This is a genomic window from Psychrobacter pulmonis, from assembly GCF_904846465.1.
Lineage (GTDB): Bacteria > Pseudomonadota > Gammaproteobacteria > Pseudomonadales > Moraxellaceae > Psychrobacter > Psychrobacter faecalis.
Genome location: NZ_CAJHAT010000004.1, coordinates 221782 through 243568 on the forward strand (window position 1 = coordinate 221782; position 21787 = coordinate 243568).

Sequence of the window (21787 nt, forward strand, 5' to 3'; positions counted from 1 at the left end):
TCGTGCTGGCTATTGATGACAGCGCAGCAGCAGCATGCATCATCATTTATAGGTAGTAGCTTATCATAATAGACAGGGCGCTGAAGGACATTGATAACGAACACTCATATGAAACGATGATATTAAAGGATGGTATTAAACCGCGGTATTAAACAGATTACTAAGTATTGTGATTGAGCGTAAAAATTAAAATAGCAAGCACAACAACCTCACCCATTTTGGCTGAAATTTGCTACAATATGCCCAATTTTGAGTTCCTATTTTACCAAGCTTTATACTGACTACATACCAAGTCTGTTATTGCCTGATTTTATTAATATATTGAGAGCATGTTATGGGTTTTAATTGCGGCATCGTCGGTCTACCAAACGTGGGTAAATCCACCCTGTTTAATGCCTTGACCAAAGCGGGTATCGCCGCTGAAAACTTCCCTTTTTGCACCAAAGATCCCAATACCGGTATCGTACCTGTGCCAGATCCACGCCTAAAAAAATTGGCTGATATCGTCAAGCCCGAGCGCGTATTACCGACAACGATGGAATTTGTCGACATCGCAGGTTTGGTTGCTGGCGCCTCAAAAGGTGAAGGTATGGGCAATCAGTTCTTGGCTAATATCCGCGAGACCGATGCGATTGCCCACGTGGTACGCTGCTTTGATGATGACAACGTCGTCCACGTTGACGGCCGCGTCAGCCCTATCGACGACATCGAAACCATCAATACCGAATTGGCATTGGCCGATTTAGAGGCCGTTGAGCGCGCTATTACCAACTTAAGCAAAAAAGCCAAAGGTGGCGATAAAGACGCGACGGCTATGCTTGATGTGTTCAAAAAAATCGAGCCATTATTAGCAGAAGGTAAAGCCGCCCGCGGTGCTAACCTAGACAAAGACGAGAAAAAACTGATCAGAAGTTATGGTCTGATTACCTTAAAGCCAACCATGTATATCGCCAACGTGAGCGAAGATGGCTTTGAAAATAACCCATATCTAGATGCAGTGCGCAACTATGCCACTGGCGAAGATTCTATTGTCATTGCCCTATGCAATCAAATCGAATCTGAAATTGCTCAGCTTGATGAAGATGACAAAAAAGACTTCCTAGCTGAAATGGATATGGAAGAGGCTGGTCTTGATCAAGTGATTCGCGGCGGTTATGATTTGCTTGATATGCAAACGTATTTTACGGCTGGCGTCAAAGAAGTCCGCGCTTGGACAGTCGCTGTTGGTGCCACAGCCCCTGAAGCTGCTGGTGTGATTCATACCGACTTTGAACGGGGTTTTATCCGCGCTGAAGTCATTGCGTATGACGACTTTGTCGAGTATGGCGGCGAAAAAGGTGCAGCTGCTGCTGGCAAATCACGTTTAGAAGGCAAAACCTACATCGTGCAAGATGGCGATGTGATGCATTTCCGCTTTAACGTTTAACGTTCAACGTTTAATATTTACAAGTACAAGCGGATTGCGTGTTTACACAGTCTTAGTAGAGAACAACCAAAAGCCAGCTTCAACGCTGGCTTTTTTTATTATAATAAAGGGAATAACGTTAAAGTAATTAAATTCTCTAAAAGCAAAAATAAAATAGAATGATATAAATAACGGACGATAAATGATGACTGTTTCTGTTAATCAAACCACGAATTCTAGTGACCATTGGGCAAAACTATTTAGTGCGCAGCGTTTAGGCAGTCATAAAAAAGCTCCTGCCGAGGACAGCGCACGCTCCTCCTTTCATAAAGATTACGACAGACTGGTATTTTCACACTCCTTTCGTCAGCTGAACCAAAAAACCCAAGTTCATCCACTGACCAATCAGCTCGGTATTCATACGCGCTTAACACACTCGCTCGAAGTTTCTTGTATTGGGCGCTCTTTAGGTGTCATGGCGGCAGAGAAGCTGCATGATAAGTTGGGCGGCGGCTTACCGAACGGTGTCGCGCCCGCTGATGTCGGTGTCATTGTCCAAGCAGCTTGCCTTGCCCATGATATTGGCAACCCACCGTTTGGTCATGCCGGAGAGTACGCCATTCGTGACTGGTTTATGCATCCTGACCGTAAGCAAATCTTGCAAAATCTGAATAATAACGAGCAATTAGATTTACTGGCTTATGAAGGCAATGCACAAGGATTTCGTATATTAACCCGAAATGAGCACCACCCTGATTTAGGCGGTATGCGATTAACTTGCGCTACTTTAGGCGCGTTTATGAAATACCCTTGGCTTGCGACCCATAGCAATCCCGTTTATCAAGACAGATCTATTGATCAAAACAACCGCATTTACCAAGGCAATCACACCATTAACATGCAAAAATTTGGCTGCTTTTATAGTGAGGCAGCGCAGTTAGAGCAGTTGGCAGAAACGTTAGGCTTGCCATATTCAAAGCAGCACGATGGCTTTGCTCGTCATCCGCTAGCCTATTTATTAGAAGCAGCAGACGATATTTGCTATGCGCTGATAGATTTGGAGGATGGCATCAATTTGAATATGCTAAGCTATGCAGAGGTTGCGGCGATTTTTTATGAGCTGATTGGCGAGCGCCCTGATACGCTTATTCTACCCACTCAAGTATCAGTCAGACAGCATCTGGCATCGCTGCGGGCACGTGCAATGATGCGTTTGGTCAATGCCGTCACCGATGCCTTTGTAGCCAATAGTGATACTATGTTGGCGGGGATGCTACCAGGCAGCTTGTTTGCGCACTGTGAGCCGAGCGTACAAAGTGGCATTAACCAAGCTAAGCAATTGGCACGCGAAAAGATATTTAATCACCCAAGTAAGGTACGCATGGAGCTGATGGCCAATCAATGCTTGCAGCGCCTGCTCGATGCTTTTATGCCACTCGCCTGGATAAAACAGACAAATGAGGCAAATGAAACCAATGCGCCGATAAGCCAAATATCCTTTGAGCAGCAGCGTTTGCTAAAATTACTCCAGCCGCATCTCGATGAACATCGCCGGACTCTAGCAGATAATACCTATGATAATATGCTTAATGTTTTAGACTTTATAACCGGTATGAATGACCATGAAGCCTATCGACTGGCGCAAGAGCTACAAGGACATTGGGGCACCATTGTTTAAACAACATGTTTAAGCAGCTCGTTTAAAAAGAAGTTTAGAGACAATTTAAAACCGAGCCAAACCAAAATTTAAGCAAACCATTAACGATAATCCTCTATTTTATTCGTATTTTCGCAATGAAATGAGTATGATAGACATCTATCAGGTAATTTTGAAATATTATGAGTAGTCGCGAACAAAAGAAACTTCAAACACGGCACGCTTTTTTTAATGCGGTGCTCGATTTGTGTATGACAGGACAGTCTTTTAGCTCAATCAGTCTCAGGCAAGTCACGCGCGAGGTTGGTGTGGTGCCGACGGCGTTTTATCGCCATTTTGATGACATGGAGTCGCTTGGTCGCGCCTTAGTCATCGAAGAGTTGGGCGGTACGATGGCAACGTTAAGTGAAAACTTGCAAATTGGGCGCAAACGTAGCTTTGAGCGCCAAATCGCTAAAAGTATTCAGATGTTTTTATATATGGTCAGCGAGCAACCTTGCTACTGGCAGTTCTTAGTCAGTGAGCGTTATGGCGGCTCAGAAGCGGTACGCAAAGCCATCAATGAGCTGATTAAAAAACACGGTCAAAGCCTAGCAGAAGACTTAGCGCTACAGCCGGCGTTTACCCACATCAATACTTATGATCGTAGACTGTTGGCAGAAGCTGGGGTCAATATGTTTTTTTCTTGGATTATTGACTGGCTCGAGCTGACCTATACCGAAGACCATGATGATGAGGTCGACTTGGCAGAGATAGAAAAGAAAAAACAACTGATGCTGCATAATTGCACGCGCCAAGCACAAATGCTGTTTTATGGTGCTTATAATTGGAAATCTACCGAAGAAACCCGTTTAAATGATTAATTAGACTTAATTTTTGCATGCTATTTATTACTAATTATCTATAACCATTAGAAAATTGGCCTAAAAGCCCAAAGTCGTTGCGTTAGCACACGCACCTCTTTGGGCTTTTTATTATCAGAATTTTGAACGTTTTTAGCATTAACATCAGCGTTATTAGCATCATTGCTATTTTCATTACTGTTATTATTACTGTTATTTTCTTTTTCACTATCAGCAGCCGTTTTGCTAATAATAACGGTCGCAAAGCGTTGTCTTGCCTGACCAACCGTCGCATTATCAGAGGCGGTAATAAGTGCCATAAAGGCTTGGCTATCAACCGCTAGTAATGGCGTCAAGGCTTTGCGCGGCTCTGCTTTTACACTACTTAATACGGGCAGTTGCCAAACATCATCGACAGAGCTAAAGGCTTGTTTTGCTCGCAACTCAACGATACTCTGCATTTGCTGGCTGCTCGCACCTTCTACCAAGGCAGCAAGCAAAACGGGACTGGCGGTATTAATATTAATGGGTAAATAATATGGTACCGCCGTAATATAGGGACGCAGTGTCGCCAATACTTGCGCATCAACGCCCTTTACTTCTGCTAATTGATCGATACTAAGCAACGCTTGGTTGGGTAAAGCTGTATCCGCTCCGCGATTGGACTGCTGAGCATATACTACATTTTCATCACCGCCATCTTGGTAGACTTCGCTGTCGGCATCTTGATAATCAAGTACCGCAACGGCGATATCAGGCTCTAAATTTAGCTGTGTAAGCAGCCTTTGAAAAACGGCCAAGGCAGCAGTATCGACAGCGCCATTATGATATAAATTATTAATATTAAAACGACTGCCCTCATCGCGTAATTCGATGTCGATACTATGTCCGCCTAGGGTGTAAGGCGGTATTGGCTGCGCCCAAATATCCTGCTCGCTATCAGTATCATTTAATTTGGCATCAGCACGAATCAAGGTAACCGCCAATTGCTGACCTGCATTAATATCTTGTAAGAGTTGGTTTTGGTCAAACAATAAGCCGCTACGCCGAATGGCAATTTTTTGGCTAGCAAGCATTGCCCCTGCAACCACAGTAATACTAACCACCAATAATAAAATAGTTAGCAGTGCGACGCCACATTGAGAATTGGCTTTTATAGAGGTTATAGGCATCGTTGGCCTTATTTGTGGCTTGTTTGGCATAAATAGCCTCTATCATTGACCAAAAGGGGTATTTTCAGTAGCGTTCCCTGAGCTATTATTGGCTGCATTGCCATTGGCTTCGCTATCGTTATTGGTGCCACCATTACTGTTGCCGTTATTGTTGTTATTACTATTGCTATCGCCATTAGAATTGTTAGGCGTATTTTTATGACTGTTATTTGTACTGACATTTGGTATTGGCTGCGGCGTCAGTGCCCATTGCCAAGTGATCGGCATATCTTGATACGTAAAGTTAAGCGCAATCCCTTTTGGTAACAGTATAGTCTCAGACGTTTTATTGGCTGAATTCGCCGTCTGCCCTGATGGTGCGTTATTGCTGATGTTATTACGATTGTCTTTATTGGGAAATTTGGTGCTTAATTCAGGTAAATAAGCTTGCCAGCGCCCAGCCGTGACGCCTTTAAGCAATACACTATCTAAGCTGATGCTGTCACTGCCAAGACTGGTATATTGACGACGAATTAAGCCCTCATCGGCAAAAATGTATTCGATATGCTGCAGACTCGCGCTGCTCTGATAACGTGGGTCGGGGTCCGCAAAACGCACAAAGCTGATACGTGCGCCGTCTAGAGTCATAAAAGGTTCGGGCGCTGGTGCGTTTTCTTGATTGCTATTGCTGGCGTTATTATTACTCCCATTATTATTTGCGGTATTGTTGGTTGCGGCGTTATTAATTAAGGAATTAGCACCTTGCGTATCCACTGCCTGATAAGGAATCATTTGGTTCATATCTTGCTGTAGCTGCAGATAGGCATATTGCAAAACCGCTAAATTATCCGCATGAAACTGCGCCCGTTCACGCGCACGGTTAACGCCATCAAATACTTGCCAGCCTGCCACCGCCAGCATAGCAAATATCGCCATCGCAACCATCAGCTCAAGCAAGGTGAATCCATGATTTGATTTCATGGATTGCCTCCATTAGGGTTTAATCGGCTCAAATCCAAGCTACCAACCTCTTGCTCAGCGTTACTTAGTATCACGTTGATATCCGTTACTGCGCTGCGTGTCTGTCCATCTATAATGGGTGCAACAGCGATATTCACCTGTTTTAATGCAGGTGTGATGGCATCTGTGGCGGTCATTGTCACTTGCCAATCACGACCTTGGGCATTGATGGTTTGTGTTTTGTTGGCCGTCAGCCACGTATCTTGAATATGCAAGTCCGCTGCCGCGTTTTGTGCGACAAACTGCGCTAGCGTGCGAGTACGTAAAACATCAACTGAGCTTAAATACGCACTACTCGCACGGCTCGCGGCAACGGCAACGACGGCCAAAATTGCTAAAGCAACCATGACTTCAATCAGGGTAAATCCTTGCTCATGCCTTGATATAACAGGCTTTGGATTTTTGTAGGTCAATTTGGCTTTATCTTTGTTAATCATCAGCTACAGCCCTTGTCCTATCGAGATACTACCATCGGGCATAATTGTAATGACTTCACCCACCAAACGCGAATTATGACGCACCTCAATCGTCACCGGCGTGGCCTGACCTGTGCCAAACCATAGTACTTGCGGTACGTTTTGGTCGGTAAACCATGGCTGCAGTGCTTGTGTTTGGCCTGCGGTTGTTTGCCTCCCTGCATCTAGGCTTTGCACGCTTAAACTCATGCCAGCAGGCAACTCAGGCAGACTAACTTCTGGCTCAATCTCCCAGCTTGGTGTGGGCACTTTATCTGAAGCAGCACCTGACATACTCGTCAAATCTGCTGACAGCTCCATGGCGTTCTTAGGCGTACTATCGCCTCTAGAAGACGTAGAATCTTGAGTTTGATAGGCAATATATGGGTTTGATAGCGTGACAATGACCGGCGTCATTTGACCTTGTTTATCGGCTTGTAAGCTCAAACCCATGGGCGCCATACGCTCAGCCGATAAAAGCCGTACGTAGCTCAGAGAATCTGTTAAATGCTCATAAAAGGCGCGGTTTTTGCGTGACTCACTACTACCGACCGACAAGCTCATCATGCCAGCAAATATGGATAAAATAACCACCACCACCACGATTTCAACAAGGGTAAAGCCCGCTTGCCGGATGCGGATGTGCGCGTGAGGAGCTGCTATTGAGGAAGTCGGTTTTGACATACAGAAGTCATCTAGAATGGCGTCACCGTATTAAAAATAACGCTATATTGAATGGTATACAAACGACGAAAGACATGACGAGTTATAAAAACTATGACTTCGTACACGTGTTAAAAGAGAAATTTAACGTGTTGCCATACAGAAGATAGCAACACGGACCGTTATAAAATAATAGCTGACTGCGTTTAAAATAGAATAAAAAGCTAGTAATTGGTATTACGGTGCTCTTCTGATTCAGTATCGATTTGCTCTACCAATTCTTGCATATCTTCATCCATGACTTCATCATCGGCCGCGGGATAATGGCTTGGCAACTCAAGCATTTGCTGCACAAAAGCATAACGCAAGGTATCACGGCGACCTAAGTAGCGCTGATAAAAGCTTGAGTTTAATAATCCTGCACCGCCCTGACCCATCGCCCAAATCGAGGACAAATAATCGCGCGTACTTAAGCTACTGTGCTGCTCTTGAAGATACGCACTGATAATATCAATCAAACGCTTCATGCGCTGACGACGAATATCGTAAAGCTCACCGAACAGGCGATTCAGACCCGTCACTGATGCTGCCAAACGCTCTTCGATTTGGTTAAGGAGCATGGCTTTTTGCGGATTAAATAGCTGCTGAAAAATCATCCGCGCGACGCCTGCCGACGGACAGTCATCAATACGGTTAATCTCAAACAGCTGCTCTTCGTAACGGATAATAATACGCAGGTAGAGCTCATCTTTACTAGAGAAATGCTTATATAAGGTGCCTTTAGCCAAATCAAGCTGGTCTGCCAAACTGTCCAAAGTGATATCACCATCGCCTGACTCAAGTAGCAATTGCTCCGCCATCGCTAAGATATTTTCTTCTCGGGCCTTGAACTGATGCTGACGACTCATAATTTCTCCTAAAAACTGACAATATCATGCATACCACCGTCCCTTTTGTCAGTGTACTGGCAGCACGCTTATAAATTTTATAACGGCTACGCCAATACCATCAAAGGCAATATGCTTATGTTTGCTAAATAGTCATTGATAATCATAGGGTTAAGTTAAGCATCAAAAACACATTCAACACAGAACTACAAGACAAGCCTATAAATGACTGATTGGTCATAGCATAACCATTTTAGTGATACTGTGCCAGTAAATTTTCAAAGTTTTTTGCAGTCAATGCGCCGACTTCCTCGCCACTACAGCCATACAATTGGGCAAGATAGCTTGCCACGTATGGCACGTATGCCGGCTCATTGGGCCTGCCACGTTTAGGCACGGGTGCTAAATACGGGCTATCGGTTTCGATAAGTATTCTGTCTTTGGGCATATTTTTTGCGGCATCTTGAATCATTTGCGCACTTTTAAAACTGACGATACCTGAGAAGGAGATATAAAACCCTAAGTCTAATGCGCGTTTTGCGGTTTCCCAGTCTTCAGTAAAGCAATGGATAATACCGTGTTCAGCGCCTTCTGCTTTTAGGATATCAAGCGTATCTTCTTTGGCGTCACGCATATGCACGACAAGCGGTTTCTTTAGCTGTTGGCTGGCATAGATATGACGCGCAAGGCTAGCTTGTTGCTCTTTTTTATTTTCCGTCGACCAGTAATAGTCCAACCCCGTCTCCCCTATCGCCCACACGTGCTCAGCATCAGCCGTTTCTATCAAGCGCTCAACTGTCGCTGACTGCAATACGCCGATATCTTCACAGGGATGAATACCGACGCTCATTCCAAGATTTAGCGTTTCGTCATTATAAGTGCTGACGATATTGGCAATCTCATCGTATTCAGCAAAATCACACATAATCGCCATCGCACGATTAACATTCGCCTCTTTCATCGCCGCAATCGCGCCGGACAATTGACCATCATACTTGGTTAAATCCAAACGGTTTAGATGGCAATGCGTATCTGTAAACATAAACAATCTCGTTAATAAGAATCAATAAATAAAATTATCTTAAAATATGGATTTGGTAATAGTAATAGTATTAATTGCTCTGATAAGCTGGCTTTTCAAGTCGTGTTTAACAAACGTCTATACAAAGGCTTTTTATCAGAGCATTTTTTTAAAGAATAGTTTTTTTGAATGAGGTGTATTTTAGAGACATCCTTTAATGCAGCGGCACTACACGCATCACCTCTTCTATGGTTGTTAACCCTTCGCTAATACGCTTTGCTCCCGATAAACGTAGCGGCTGCACACCTTCGCGGTACGCTTGCTGCTTCAACGTATCCAAATTAGCATCGGCGGCGACCAGTTTTTTCAGCTCATTGGATAACGGCATAATCTCGTACAGACCAACGCGGCCTTGATAACCCGTATGGCGACAGTGCTCACAGCCCTGCGCCTTATAAACTTGTGTTGGTACAGGCGCGCGCCAAGGCTGCACCAGCTCTTGCCATTGAATGGCTATCTCACTATCTGGCGTCACATCAAGCGCTTGCTTACAATGCGGGCATAACGTCCGTAATAATCGCTGTGCCATGACGCCCAATATCGTTGCTGAGGTTAAGAACGGCTGAATACCCAAATCATGCAGACGAGTAATAGAGCTTGGTGCGTCATTGGTATGCAACGTTGATAGCACTAAATGCCCCGTCAAAGACGCTTGCACGGCCATATTGGCGGTTTCGGCATCGCGAATCTCACCGACCATAATAATGTCTGGGTCTTGACGCATCAAAGAACGAATACCGTCAGCGAAATGCAAATCAACCCCTGGATTGACCTGCATTTGATTAAAGGCCGGCTCAATCATTTCAATCGGATCTTCAATGGTACAGACATTGACCTGCTCGGTGGCGAGCTGCTTGAGCGTACTATATAAGGTGGTGGTTTTACCAGAACCCGTCGGACCCGTCACCAAGATAATCCCATTTGGATGCGCGGTCAGCTCGTGCCACGTTTCAAGCTGCTTACCCGACAGGCCAAGTTGGGCAAACGAGCGCACCAGTACTTCTGGGTCAAATACCCGCATGACAAGCTTTTCACCAAAGGCAGTCGGCATGGTAGACAGACGCAGCTCAGTTTCTAAGCCTTTGGGCGTACGGGTTTTTAGGCGTCCATCTTGCGGCTTACGCTTTTCTGCCACATTGAGCCGTCCCAAAATTTTAATACGTGCAGTGACTGCCACTATGATGGCAAGCGGCATCTCATAGACACTATGCAGCACCCCATCGATACGAAAGCGCACTTTTCCAGTCTCACGGCGCGGCTCTAGATGAATGTCGCTTGCGCGCTGCTCAAAGGCATATTGCAATAGCCAATCGACCACTTTGACGATATGTTGATCATTGGCATCGGGATTGATGTTATCGCCCAGCTGTAACAACGCTTCGACGTTGGTGACGTCCGCTGCCGCACGCTTATGTAGGGAGTTCGCGCCCGCAATCGCTTGCGTGACTTGATAAAACTCTTGCCGATAGCGATTGATTTGTTCAGGATTGATAAAGACCGTACGATAGCTTTTTGATTTAATGAGCTTTTCGATATTGCCATGCCAATCGGTATAAAATGGCTGGTCAGTACCAATAACCACTTCATCAAGCGTCACTTCAATCGGTAAAATATGCTGCGAACGCGCATACTCAAACGACATCAGCTGCGTCACTGCTGGTACATCGACCTTTAACGGATCAATACGCACCAGCGGCATATCTGCTTTGGCAGCAAGCCACTGATTTAGCCATGCTAGCGTCAATTTATTCTCAGAATTATTATTAAGCGCGTGACCATTTGGCAGCCCAAACTCGCTAATCGTAATCAGCGGATGCTGCGCCTTGTTACGGCGACTGGTAATGACAAGATTATAACCGCGCTGATCAATCACCCTATCTGCCAATAATTCATCTAGGCACCAACGCAAATCAATCACTATCGAATATTTTTGAACAGGCATGGTTGTCTTCTTTTAAAGGTTTGTTCTTATGAGGTTTAAGGCATTTGGCAGCGGCGATTTTTACTTTAATTATACTGTGACAATATTCATTATCTGCAATTCACCTGTTTCTAGCAATTTAAAACTGACATCAACCGATTTATAGCGCATAACAAATGACGACTCTGTCTCTGTATGTCGATAAGCAGGGCGCGGGTCTTGGGATATCAAGGCTTTGATAGTATCAAAATCAGACCTTAATAACTGCTTTTGGATTTTATCAATGACTGCTTTAACGGATGAGTGCTTATTTTGCGCATTTTCTTCCGCTGCATTATCTGCACTTTGATTGGCGATAATTTGTCCAAATTGCTCATAAGCCGATTCGGTAGTCGTCACGTCCAACAAATGCGGCGCCGAAGGCGCAAAACCGCTTTTTGCTTCAGGCAAGGCATCACTATAAGCCACATAAGGCTTGATATCGATGATGGGCGTCCCATCTATCATATCAGCACCGCTGATAATAAGTAACACTCGACCTTCTACCATCTCAATGCGCTCAAGCTTTACCACAGACAGTCCAAGCGCGGATGGTCGATACATACTGCGACTGGCAAATACGCCTATTTTTTGATTGCCACCCAAACGCGGTGGGCGCACTTGCGGGCGAAAATTACTATCATTTTTGTCTTGCTGCTTATTATTAAGTGAATGCTTGTCTTTATCTAACTTGTCTTTATATAAATAGTTATGATGAAACTGCCAACTGATCCAAATATGACTAAAATCCTCCAGTCCGACAAATGCCGCTGGCGTGTCATACGGCGCGAGCATTTCAATCACACTAGTCATAGCCACCAAATTTGGCTGCCTCGGTGCGCCAAACTTTTGTGACAGCGGCGCACGGTGGTAACCGATAATGGGCGATATATGATAGTTAATAGCGGCGGAAGTCTGACAAGTCATAAATCAAGTTCCAAAAGTAAATAGCTGATAATACATGGCATGCGGCAATGATAGAAAATTACTCGCTAACGATATTCCATTTTATCATGGTACAGACAGGCAGCTAGGCGGATTTTTATTTTAAAGTTTGTTATGATGAGCGAGAAATTTATTGAGAATGGCTTGCATTCATAACGCACACGTCTAAAAGTACAAGCAGCAAAGTTTACTTTTACCGGCAGCGCCGTTGTTTGCTACAATCTGACGCCTTATAAAACCTGATAATAATGTTAAAATAACGGTTTTTTATCCGTTTCATTTGCTTAGCATGTCATTTGCTTAATTAGCCTGAACTGATAATTGATAAGCGCTTAATCTTATTCACACTTTTTATTACCTTAAAAATTTTTGCTTACCACCATTTTTAATGGGCGAATACACATTACCACTTACTAACGAGGGCTTTATGTCAAAACTCCGCACCGAAACGGTCACTGAGGTTCATCACTGGAATGACTCTCTATTTAGCATCAAAACCACGCGCGACGATGGCTTACGCTTCCGTAATGGCGAGTTTGCGATGATTGGTATCGTTGTCGATGGTAGACCGCTATTGCGCGCTTACTCGATTGCCAGCCCCAACTACGAAGAGCATTTGGAATTTTTCTCTATTAAAGTTCAAGACGGTCCGCTAACCTCGCGCTTGCAGCATATCAAAGTGGGCGATGAGTTACTGGTCAGTAAAAAACCGACTGGCACGTTGGTCTTAGATGATTTGTTGCCGGGTAAGCACTTATATATGCTCTCAACCGGTACAGGACTTGCGCCATTTTTAGCGTTATCACGCGACCCTGAAGTCTATGAGCGTTTTGACAAAATCATTTTGGTACACGGCGTACGTCAGGTCAAGGATTTGGCTTATCGCGAAATGTTCGAAGAAGAGCTGCCAAACGATGAAATCTTTGGTGAAGAGTTCCGTGAGAAGTTTATCTACTACCCGACCGTCACGCGCGAAGAGTTTAGAAATACCGGCCGTATCACTGATCTGATGAAATCAGGTAAATTCTTTGAAGATATCGGTCTACCGCCAATGAATAAAGACGATGACCGAGTACTTATCTGCGGTAGTATGCCATTTAATGCGGATATCTCTACAATTTTAGACGACTTCGGTCTCACCGTCTCTCCACGTATGGGCGTACAAGCGGATTATGCCGTTGAACGTGCCTTCGTTGGTTAAAAATGAATTTTTATCTTAAATATAATAAATAATTCTTGACGGCTAAAAATAGCCTGCTATAATACGCAGCCTATACAGAGTTAACCTTGTAGCCCAATTCAATATAGTCTAGCAGTAAAGACTTTATCTCCTAACATGCCAGTGTGATGGAATTGGTAGACATGACGGATTCAAAATCCGTTGCCTTTAAAAGCGTGTCGGTTCGAGTCCGACCACTGGTACCAATACCTAGTTCTATACTATCTTATAGAGCCGCAAAAGCCCCTGATATCAGGGGCTTTGTTGTATCTGACGTCCTATACTGTCTTGCTTTATCTATCCCAATCCATGCATCTGATGTACACTATCATGTACACTGGCTTTTAAATGTACATTGGGGTGGCAGCTATGGAAACACGTAAACCTATTAGCTCTGATCGTAGTATCAGCAGTCATAAAGCTGATGCCAAAGAATATCTTGTTTCTGTCAAGAACCATCCAATGCTGTATCTCATGGTCAGACCTAACGGCACTAAGTCATGGGTTTATCGCTACCTGTCTCCTACTCACTCAAAAAACAAACGTATATCGCTTGGTGTGTATCCAAACGTCTCGTTTGCCCGTGCCTGTGAAATCTGGCGTGATTATGAAGAGCTACTCAGTCGTAATATTGATCCCAAAAATCACCGTGAAGAATTAAAGAATAGTCTTATTAGTAAAACTAAAAATTCTTTTAGTCATTTTGCTTGGGAGTATTTTGATAGCTTAGATCAGACTCAGAAAAGCAATACGTTAATCCGTAAGAAAGGACGCTTAGAGCTTATATGATCCTATTAGTGAGATTGACTCACCTAGAATGCTTGAAGTGCTTTTAGACATCCAAGGAAAGTCTTTAAATAAAGATGGTAAGCCTACGGACAAAGCTGAACGCTGTGCTGGTATTGCCAGTGATGTATTTGTTTACGCTGGTGCTCGCGGGTTTTGTAGTAGTAATCCTGCGGCATTGATTAAAAGTCAATTAGCTAAATCTAATTATGGTCATCGCCCTGCCATCACTAAGCCTAAAGATTTAGCTAAGCTACTACGTGATATCGAGACTATAGAAAGTGATCCAAACACGATCAACTCCCTTAGGCTATTAGCTCTGCTATTTGTGCGTAATGGTGACTTGCGACGTATGAGATGGTCAGATTTAGACTTAGAAAAAAGCACATGGCAGTTTAAGCCTTTAAAGGGACAAGGCAAGTTGAACATGGTTAAAGACATGGTCGTGCCTTTACCGATTCAAGCAGTGGCAATACTACGTGAACAGCAAAAGATTAATGGTCATACAGAATATGTCTTTTATAGTGAAACAGCGAAAAAACATCAGATCATTTCAGACGCTACTGCTAACAATCAACTGCACAAACTTGGCTATCAAAACATACATTGTGTACATGGCTTTAGAGCCACGGCAAAAACCATTATGCAAGAGCAGTTAAAGTACCCTCTCTTGCTTGTAGAGATGTCACTAGGACATACCACTAAAGATCCTAACGGAGCCGCTTATGGGCGTTTTGAGTACATTGATGATCGTAGCGATATGATGCAGAATTGGGCGGACTATCTAGACGCCTTAAGAGAAGGCAGAGATACAGCAAAGTTTAGAGCGGACGCTAAAGGTCAAGCTGATTCCACTGCCCAGCTACAGGCTTTGATTGATCAGCTGGGAGAGGATAAGGTTTTAGAGCTACTGAAGTATAATACCTAATAGTTCATATTAAAACTCGCTTAATTTATCGAAACTTAAAACCACTTAACAATATATTGCTAACTAAAAAACGTTTAACAACCATTCTTAAAACTCTTAGTCAATAATACATTTAAAGGTTTTCGCAGACGTTCATGTTTATTTTGACAAAATCATCCCAATCTATCTGATCAGTTAAATACGTTCTATAGTAGTCCTCTACTCTACAGATTAAAGGCCTTTCATTATAGATATTGCAAAGATTACTTACTTCGTTAAAGTTTCGACAGACACCATCACCGCGATCTAAATAGACAGTTAACTCGCTTAAGTTAACACGGCGACAGCATTTGCCGCACGAGTTACAAGGAAAAGGGGTTATTTCTTCGAGTTGAATTTTGCTTGTAGCCATGACTTGGTACTCTCTGAATTGCCCATTTCGAATGGTAATTCTATATTACGTTTTTCAATCTCATTTTTTAAAACAATACTTCTATGGGACTCGCTTGTAGCTAGACTTAAGTTATCAGTTAGTAACTGTAATTCGTTTACATTTAGGTTAAATTCTAGCTTAGCTAGTTCCGCTGCATAGAGATTTATTTCTGCATTTGCTTCTTTCATAAAATCGAGACTAGTTTCATACTTATCTTTCATCGAATTCAGAAAATTCCAAAGCTTCTCCATCACTGGGCTATGGTCTAAAAAATATCCTGTCCCTACCGTAAAGAGGCCTATAAATAACGCACTCAAAAATGCCGCTATTTCAGTACCAAAGGGGATAGTGATAACTGTTACTAAATGTTGATTGATGGCTACGCCAATGATCGTTGAAACACTAGCTAAAATAATACGAGTAACCTCTCGCATTAGATCACCAAAAGCTAGTTTCTGTGGATTAAAAAACACCAGTTTCATGGCCTGAACTAAGTTATTCCATGACTCTCGAATTAACTTTCCTACCAGCTTCCCACTTGTAAAAACTATGTTTAATAGCGTTGTAGAGACACTGGCTAATATACCACCGATAAAGCTGTCCTTAAACGTGTTCACTACATCTTTGAAACGCAGCTTTACTCTCTCTAAAACAGCCGACAAGATATTCTTAATATCTTCCCAAAAAGCATCAAAAACAAATATGTCTTTATGATTTTGATAAACAGTTGGTAAAGCTTCTTTGAGCTCAAACCAAATCTCTGCCAATACTAGACCTATAGCTTGTCTAGCACCCATTGCAACTCCTTTATTCGCGGCAGCAGTAACCGTACCTTTGAAGAACTTACTGCTACTATAGTAAGCTTTCGCTACTTCTTTATTATAACTTTGTCTAGCTTGTTCATCTGCTTTGAGCATAGCGACAGTATCGACAGACTCCAACTCTTCAATATGCTTCTTTTCTTTACGGATTTTATCCGCAACCACTTGCTTTTTATGACGCTGCTCAGGAGTACTTTCAGGCATACTCTCAATCTTTTTTTCACTATTGCTTACAGATTCTTTTTTTGAGCTAATCATCTCAGGTAGCTCATCAACAAACTCTTGTATAGGTTTATTACTTTTTTTATTATTAATATATGCAATAGTAGAAGCGAAATTCGTATCTTTATTTGCTAGATTTATACCATCAATATCCGCCAAAACTCTACCAGCATCATAGTGTATCTCATGCGCCGAAATAACATGATCTAACTGTCGTTTCTCATCAACTCCCATACTAGTGCTTCTGTATCTATCTTCTAACTCTCCCGCCTGTTGAGTAGTTTTATCCTCTCTACCTTTTGCTATATAGTTTCTATCTTTATGATAAGAATCTGAGTCGTACTTTTCAATATTTTCATATTTTTCTTTTTCAGCATCTGTTGCCCAAACACCATTGCGAACATTATGGATAGTATCAACATCACCGCCTTTCTTATCTTCTAGTAACAGAAAATCTAAGCCGAAAGTTGTTACTAAACTATGTGTAACCGTTTTACCTACTTCACCTAACCAATCATATTCTGTGTTAGAGATTTTTTGCATAATAGCTTCCTCAATTTCATTAATACTCAGTCTTATAGATATAAAGCCATATTTAACACATAAAAAAAGAGTAAAGGAACAGCATAATTTGAAGCACCTCTACTCTTTTAAATTTGAACATCAACTAACTCAGTTCTAATAGTTTATCAAAACCCTAATCCCTGAATTGCTCAGCATTACGTTTTGATACTTCCACAACTTTTCTTATCTCAGTTTTATTCAAAATTTTAGCACCACTTTCATCGGTTTCAAACATAGGTATTCCATCTTCATTAACAACAGGCACACCATCATTTTCTTTTACTTTAAATAAAGGAGTAGTAATGATGTCTGTAAGAATTGCAGCGACAGCATAACCATTTTCTACCATTCTAACAATATTATCTTCTTGATCTAAGATATCGCCATGACCTCTACGCATTGCTATCTCAACAATTTTCAAATCTTCTAAGTAACTATTAAATATAGTACGTATACGATTTAAACATAAAGTTATTTTGCTAACGTACTGACATGTATCTTGTAAGTAATTACGAGAGATTTGAGCCTGCCTTTGAAAATCCCGCACTTCATCTCTAGTTTTTTGTGCTTTTGACAAAGCTTCTTCAGCATGCGATGCAAATGCCCAACCTGCAATCGCAAGTACTGGTGCCGCTACCACACCGCCCAAAATAGCCGCTCCACCTGCCATTCCTAAACCGCCTGCAGCTAAAGAACCACCACCTATGGCCGCCATTGTTGCATTGTAAGCTGCAACTCCTGAAAGTGCGGCGATAGGCGTACCTGTTGATGCAGCAGCTAGAGCCATTACACCCCCGTACACTGCATACGCCGCAGCTGTACCTCCTAATGCACCACCCGCTAGTTTACTAGCATAGGCAACAGAACCCATTGATAACCTTTCTATACGTTTGCGTTGATACTTTGGAACATTTACCTTTATATCTGTCTTACTAGCATCATTTAATTTGCCTAGCAGTTCTTCAGCAATGGTTTGAAATTCGTTAAAATCATTACCTATGTCTAACTGAAGTTCACCTAATTCTTCTAAATTCTGTTGGACCTGCTTATCGTCGATTTCTAAATCCCTTGCTGCTATATCGTAATCTCTTTTAGCCTTCTCGAGAATACTGTTAGCTTCAGACTTATCTTGAAAGCCATCGTATCCTTTTTTCGTACCAACGCCAGCTAATGCTACAGCTGCACCTACTAAAATAAACGGTAAAGGCATATCTTTTCTCCATAATTAGTTATTTAAATTTTTTGATTAATATTATTTTTTTAAATCTATATATTTAAATACTTTCAGATTAAACTGTTAAAAAGTAATCAAGAAAATAACTTTACATAATAAATTCCTAGTGTTTAAATTGCTCAACGCTATGATGGGAGTCTTCTATTACCTTTGTTATATTATTTTTGTTTAATATTTTAGAGCCGTCATCATTAGTTTCGAACTTAGGTATTCCATCTTGACCTATAATAGGTACACCATTATTCTCTTTAACCTTAAACAAAGGAGTAGTAATAATATCTGTAAGAAGTGCGGCTACGACATAGCCATTTTCTACCATTAAAACGATGTCTTTTTCTTTCTCCAAAATATCAAAATTACCTTCGCTTATTTCTGCTTCAACAGCTTTTAAGTATTTCAAATAATTATTGAAAACCTTACGAATACCGTTCAATCCTAAGATAATTCTACTAATATACTGGCGTGTATCTCTCAAATAACCACGAGATATATCAGTCTCTTTAACAAACTGTCTTACCTCTTCTCTTGTTTCTTTTGCTTTTGATAATGCCTCTTCAGCATGGGAAGCATATGCCCACCCTGCAATTGCAAGCGCTGGTGCCGCTATCACACCACCCAAGATCGCTGCTCCACCTGCCATTCCTAAACCGCCTGCAGCTAAAGAACCACCACCTATAGCTGCCATTGTCGCATTATAGGCTGCCACACCTGAAAGCGCAGAAATTGGTGCACCCGTTGATGCTGCTGCTAAAGCCATCACGCCTCCGTATACTGCATATCCTGCAACTGCACTACCACCAACTACTTTACCAGCGTAGGTAATAGAATCCATTGACAATCTTTCAATACGTTTTCGTTGGTACTTCGGAACATCTACCTTTATATCTGCCTTGCTAGCATCATTCAGTTTACCCAATAATTCTTCAGCGATCATTTGAAACTCATTGAAGTCTTTACCAATGTCTAACTGTAATGCTCCTAGCTCTTCTAACTTATCCTGTACACCTTTGTCCTCAGCCTCTAAATCGCTTGCTGCATTTTCATACTGTTTTTTAGCCCCTTCAATAATATTTTTCGCTTCAGCTTTGTCTTGATAGCCATCGTATCCTTTTTTCGTACCAACGCCAGCTAATGCTACAGCTGTACCCACTAAAATAAACGGTAAAGGCATATCTCTTATCCATAATTAGTTATTTAAATTTTTTACTAACATTAATCTCTGTAACTTATACCTTTAAATCTTTCAATTTATGCTGTTTCATATTGTTTGGACCGATAGCTACATACCATAATCCCTGATTATGTTTAATTCCTAAGCCTAGTCTAAACATAATGATTATAAACGTTTGTTTATACATAAAACAATAGGGCTGAGCTATAATGCGACACCAAATGTCGCACTATAGCTCAGCCCTATTACTCATTAAATCTAATTTGAAACCTTGCTTATATGATTAAAGGTTAATCCACAAGAATAGCTTTTTGCATTAGCAATTGGTTGTTTTGATAAAACTGTATGTCAGTGTTACCCAACACCGTAGCAGGTATACCTGTTAGCTCTGATAAATTATCAATTGGTACGACCACAGACTTCGCACCGTTATCAGAAAGCATAGTAATTTTATCTGCAAAGTTAATAGCTCGCTCCACAGCACCACCGACAGAAATATTCCCAAGTACAGCAAGTCCAGACTTAAGGTTCTTTTTATATAAAGCTGACACTATGGCTATGTACACAGCTGAGCCAATACCTGATGATATTGAAGCCCCTAGCATATTGGTGATCTGAATAGTTATATCGTAATTCTTAAGAGAATGCTGCTCATTTAGAATCGTTTTTTCATTGGCATTTATATACTGATAGGTGTTTTTGATATTATCTTTAACAACCGTACTATTAACTCCAGATATATACATCTTGCCTGATCCAGAGGTCACTACAGCCTCTATTCTAACCAAAGCTAAACTATCACCATCACTAGTACAGGTATAACAAACACCTGGTGGTAACGGTGTGTTTTCTATCAGATTCGAACCTTTCTCTTCTGGTAAACCAACAAAGTGCTCTTCTTGAGTTTCTTTGTCGATATAAGAAAAGTTAGTCTCCCAGAACTCCATACCACCAATACGTTTGAGCTGCTCCTTAACGCGTCGTCGCATTTCGAGTGCAATCTCTAGGTATTCTCGAACATCTTCTTTCGTATACTCCCCATCTGGATGCATTAGCTTGATAAAGCCAGATACAGTCTTTTTAACAGGCTTAGTATCACGCTGCTTAAGATGAGACCCTAATGAAAAGTAATCCTCTAGGACGTCTGTATAAGTCACTCTACGCAGGGACTTGAGCGCTTCTGAAAAATAATCCGTACTAAAGCCAAAGTTAGAGGTGAAATGATGAGGTGAAAACTTAATCATCTCCCAACCCGGAAGATAAAAATGGATACGATCCAAAAATGCTGTATCGTTATTCACCTCATCTGAAAGCGGACTAAATAAGTGAGAAGTCTGTAAGACGGTTTCCACTGGCTGGTTAATATTACCGTTGAAAATTATCGAGGCGACACCAGTAATTTCCCCTCCAGCACCAGCTCGTGAGAACGATCCTGACTCCATGTAATCTTTCATTAAAGGGATGGCATCTCGATCTTTGAAAATCTTATCTGTCGCTTCGTCAAAACAGATAGCATCCCATTGCCCTACTGACCCCACTTTATTTGTAGTTCCATGTACAAATAGCTTAGCAACTGTTCCTTGTCCACCAGATATCAATACTGCATAGGGTGTTAGCTCTTTAAATACAAATGATTTACCAGTCGATCTTGGCCCCAGCTCAATAAAGTTAAAGTTACTTTCAACCATTGGTAATAAACGAGATAACAATAACATTTTAATGCGCTCGCTTACGCCTTCTGCATTAGGCTCATAGCCACAGCTTCTCAATAAAACATCTAACCACTCACTTTTAGTAAACTCTTTACGCTTACTAATTATTTTACTATTATCAAATGTAGATAGCTGTATTGGCTTGATATTACTGATAACGAAAGGATAGATATTTTGGCCTATTTTAATATCAGAATCATATTCAACGTCGATGATTGCCCAGATGCCACCCATCAGCATTTTTTCATGTTCTGTAACTAGGCTATCTCGAATATTGCCATTTCTTATATTACTGTTTTGTAGACTAGCCCAGTACATATCTCTATTAGAATCCAACTCAACTGAAATCTTATCGATGATCTTGAAGCGACCCTTTTCTCGTATCTTAGAGTGTATTAAGGCGCTTTCTTCAGGATTCACGTAATGTTCGCTAAGAATTTTCTTAACGTTGCTCATCCCCTCTTTGATCTTTTCTTCATCATCAGTCGAGCAAGAGTTAGCAATTAAGTACTCTAATACAAAGACAGGTACATTAGCCCCTACCTTGACTGAGCGTACTAAGTCTTTTTTTACCACATAACCTTTAAAATGTTCTAAGAGTTTTTGGTCTAACTCATTTAAGACAAACATTGCCAATTCCTTGTTTTAACTC

General features: G+C 41.8%; 19 protein-coding genes and 1 tRNA gene. 7 read left to right on the forward strand and 13 right to left on the reverse strand.

Going from position 1 to position 21787, the window contains the following annotated elements; all coding sequences use genetic code 11:
- The first annotated feature begins 334 nt into the window (after nt 1–334).
- From ychF to JMX70_RS08935, 3 genes are all read left to right on the forward strand, one after another.
- A complete protein-coding gene (gene ychF, locus JMX70_RS08925) occupies nt 335–1426 on the forward strand; it encodes a redox-regulated ATPase YchF (RefSeq protein WP_201591369.1) in 1092 nt (363 codons plus the stop codon).
- A gap of 184 nt (nt 1427–1610) precedes the next feature.
- On the forward strand, nt 1611–3083 hold the full coding sequence (locus JMX70_RS08930) for a deoxyguanosinetriphosphate triphosphohydrolase (RefSeq protein ID WP_201591527.1): 1473 nt from the start codon (nt 1611–1613) through the stop codon (nt 3081–3083).
- Between the two features lie 161 nt (nt 3084–3244).
- Nucleotides 3245–3925, forward strand: coding sequence for a TetR family transcriptional regulator (locus tag JMX70_RS08935; RefSeq protein ID WP_102077092.1), 681 nt, complete (start codon nt 3245–3247; stop codon nt 3923–3925).
- Between the two features lie 47 nt (nt 3926–3972).
- Here the strand turns inward: JMX70_RS08935 and gspK are convergent, their stop codons facing one another.
- The 8 genes from gspK to JMX70_RS08975 form a co-directional block, all read right to left on the reverse strand.
- Nucleotides 3973–5076: a type II secretion system minor pseudopilin GspK gene (gene gspK / locus JMX70_RS08940; RefSeq protein WP_227671219.1), complete on the reverse strand. Its 1104-nt coding sequence runs from the start codon at nt 5074–5076 to the stop codon at nt 3973–3975.
- A gap of 42 nt (nt 5077–5118) precedes the next feature.
- Nucleotides 5119–6036: a prepilin-type N-terminal cleavage/methylation domain-containing protein gene (locus JMX70_RS08945; protein WP_201591373.1), complete on the reverse strand. Its 918-nt coding sequence runs from the start codon at nt 6034–6036 to the stop codon at nt 5119–5121.
- Nucleotides 6033–6512, reverse strand: a complete 480-nt coding sequence (gene gspI / locus JMX70_RS08950) for a type II secretion system minor pseudopilin GspI (protein ID WP_201591375.1) — start codon at nt 6510–6512, stop codon at nt 6033–6035. The genes JMX70_RS08945 and gspI overlap by 4 nt, the downstream gene beginning before the upstream one ends.
- 3 nt (nt 6513–6515) lie before the next feature.
- Nucleotides 6516–7214: a prepilin-type N-terminal cleavage/methylation domain-containing protein gene (locus JMX70_RS08955; protein WP_201591377.1), complete on the reverse strand. Its 699-nt coding sequence runs from the start codon at nt 7212–7214 to the stop codon at nt 6516–6518.
- Between the two features lie 203 nt (nt 7215–7417).
- Nucleotides 7418–8101 (reverse strand): TetR/AcrR family transcriptional regulator, encoded by a 684-nt coding sequence (locus JMX70_RS08960; RefSeq protein ID WP_068405549.1) that lies wholly within the window; start codon nt 8099–8101, stop codon nt 7418–7420.
- A 232-nt stretch (nt 8102–8333) separates the two neighbouring features.
- Nucleotides 8334–9122 carry a TatD family hydrolase gene (locus JMX70_RS08965; RefSeq protein ID WP_201591379.1) on the reverse strand — a complete coding sequence of 263 codons (789 nt, stop codon included), beginning with the start codon at nt 9120–9122 and terminating at the stop codon, nt 8334–8336.
- A gap of 193 nt (nt 9123–9315) precedes the next feature.
- Nucleotides 9316–11103, reverse strand: a complete 1788-nt coding sequence (locus tag JMX70_RS08970) for a GspE/PulE family protein (RefSeq protein WP_201591381.1) — start codon at nt 11101–11103, stop codon at nt 9316–9318.
- Between the two features lie 69 nt (nt 11104–11172).
- Nucleotides 11173–12048, reverse strand: coding sequence for an SAM-dependent methyltransferase (locus tag JMX70_RS08975; protein WP_201591383.1), 876 nt, complete (start codon nt 12046–12048; stop codon nt 11173–11175).
- A gap of 445 nt (nt 12049–12493) precedes the next feature.
- On the opposite strand from JMX70_RS08975, the gene JMX70_RS08980 reads away from it, so the two are divergent.
- From JMX70_RS08980 to JMX70_RS08990, 4 genes are all read left to right on the forward strand, one after another.
- The gene (locus tag JMX70_RS08980) at nt 12494–13267 is read left to right on the forward strand and encodes a ferredoxin--NADP reductase (RefSeq protein WP_144296434.1); all 774 of its coding nucleotides are present in this window, start codon (nt 12494–12496) and stop codon (nt 13265–13267) included.
- 137 nt (nt 13268–13404) lie between these two features.
- Nucleotides 13405–13491, forward strand: a tRNA-Leu gene (locus tag JMX70_RS08985).
- Nucleotides 13492–13654: 163 nt separating this feature from the next.
- A complete protein-coding gene (locus tag JMX70_RS12500; RefSeq protein WP_227671220.1) occupies nt 13655–14074 on the forward strand; it encodes an Arm DNA-binding domain-containing protein in 420 nt (139 codons plus the stop codon).
- A gap of 28 nt (nt 14075–14102) precedes the next feature.
- Nucleotides 14103–14999: a tyrosine-type recombinase/integrase gene (locus JMX70_RS08990; protein WP_227671221.1), complete on the forward strand. Its 897-nt coding sequence runs from the start codon at nt 14103–14105 to the stop codon at nt 14997–14999.
- A gap of 112 nt (nt 15000–15111) precedes the next feature.
- Here the strand turns inward: JMX70_RS08990 and JMX70_RS12695 are convergent, their stop codons facing one another.
- The 5 genes from JMX70_RS12695 to brxL all read right to left on the reverse strand — a co-directional run bounded on the left by JMX70_RS12695 (nt 15112) and on the right by brxL (nt 21765).
- Nucleotides 15112–15390, reverse strand: coding sequence for a YkgJ family cysteine cluster protein (locus JMX70_RS12695; RefSeq protein WP_227671222.1), 279 nt, complete (start codon nt 15388–15390; stop codon nt 15112–15114).
- Nucleotides 15357–16997, reverse strand: coding sequence for a DNA repair protein (locus JMX70_RS08995; protein ID WP_201591385.1), 1641 nt, complete (start codon nt 16995–16997; stop codon nt 15357–15359). Before JMX70_RS08995 ends, JMX70_RS12695 begins: the two co-directional genes overlap by 34 nt.
- Before the next feature lie 154 nt (nt 16998–17151).
- Nucleotides 17152–18228: a chemotaxis protein gene (locus tag JMX70_RS09000; RefSeq protein ID WP_201591387.1), complete on the reverse strand. Its 1077-nt coding sequence runs from the start codon at nt 18226–18228 to the stop codon at nt 17152–17154.
- A 127-nt stretch (nt 18229–18355) separates the two neighbouring features.
- The gene (locus JMX70_RS09005) at nt 18356–19423 is read right to left on the reverse strand and encodes a chemotaxis protein (protein WP_201591389.1); all 1068 of its coding nucleotides are present in this window, start codon (nt 19421–19423) and stop codon (nt 18356–18358) included.
- 290 nt (nt 19424–19713) lie between these two features.
- Nucleotides 19714–21765 (reverse strand): protease Lon-related BREX system protein BrxL, encoded by a 2052-nt coding sequence (brxL, locus tag JMX70_RS09010; protein ID WP_201591391.1) that lies wholly within the window; start codon nt 21763–21765, stop codon nt 19714–19716.
- Nucleotides 21766–21787 lie beyond the last annotated feature (22 nt).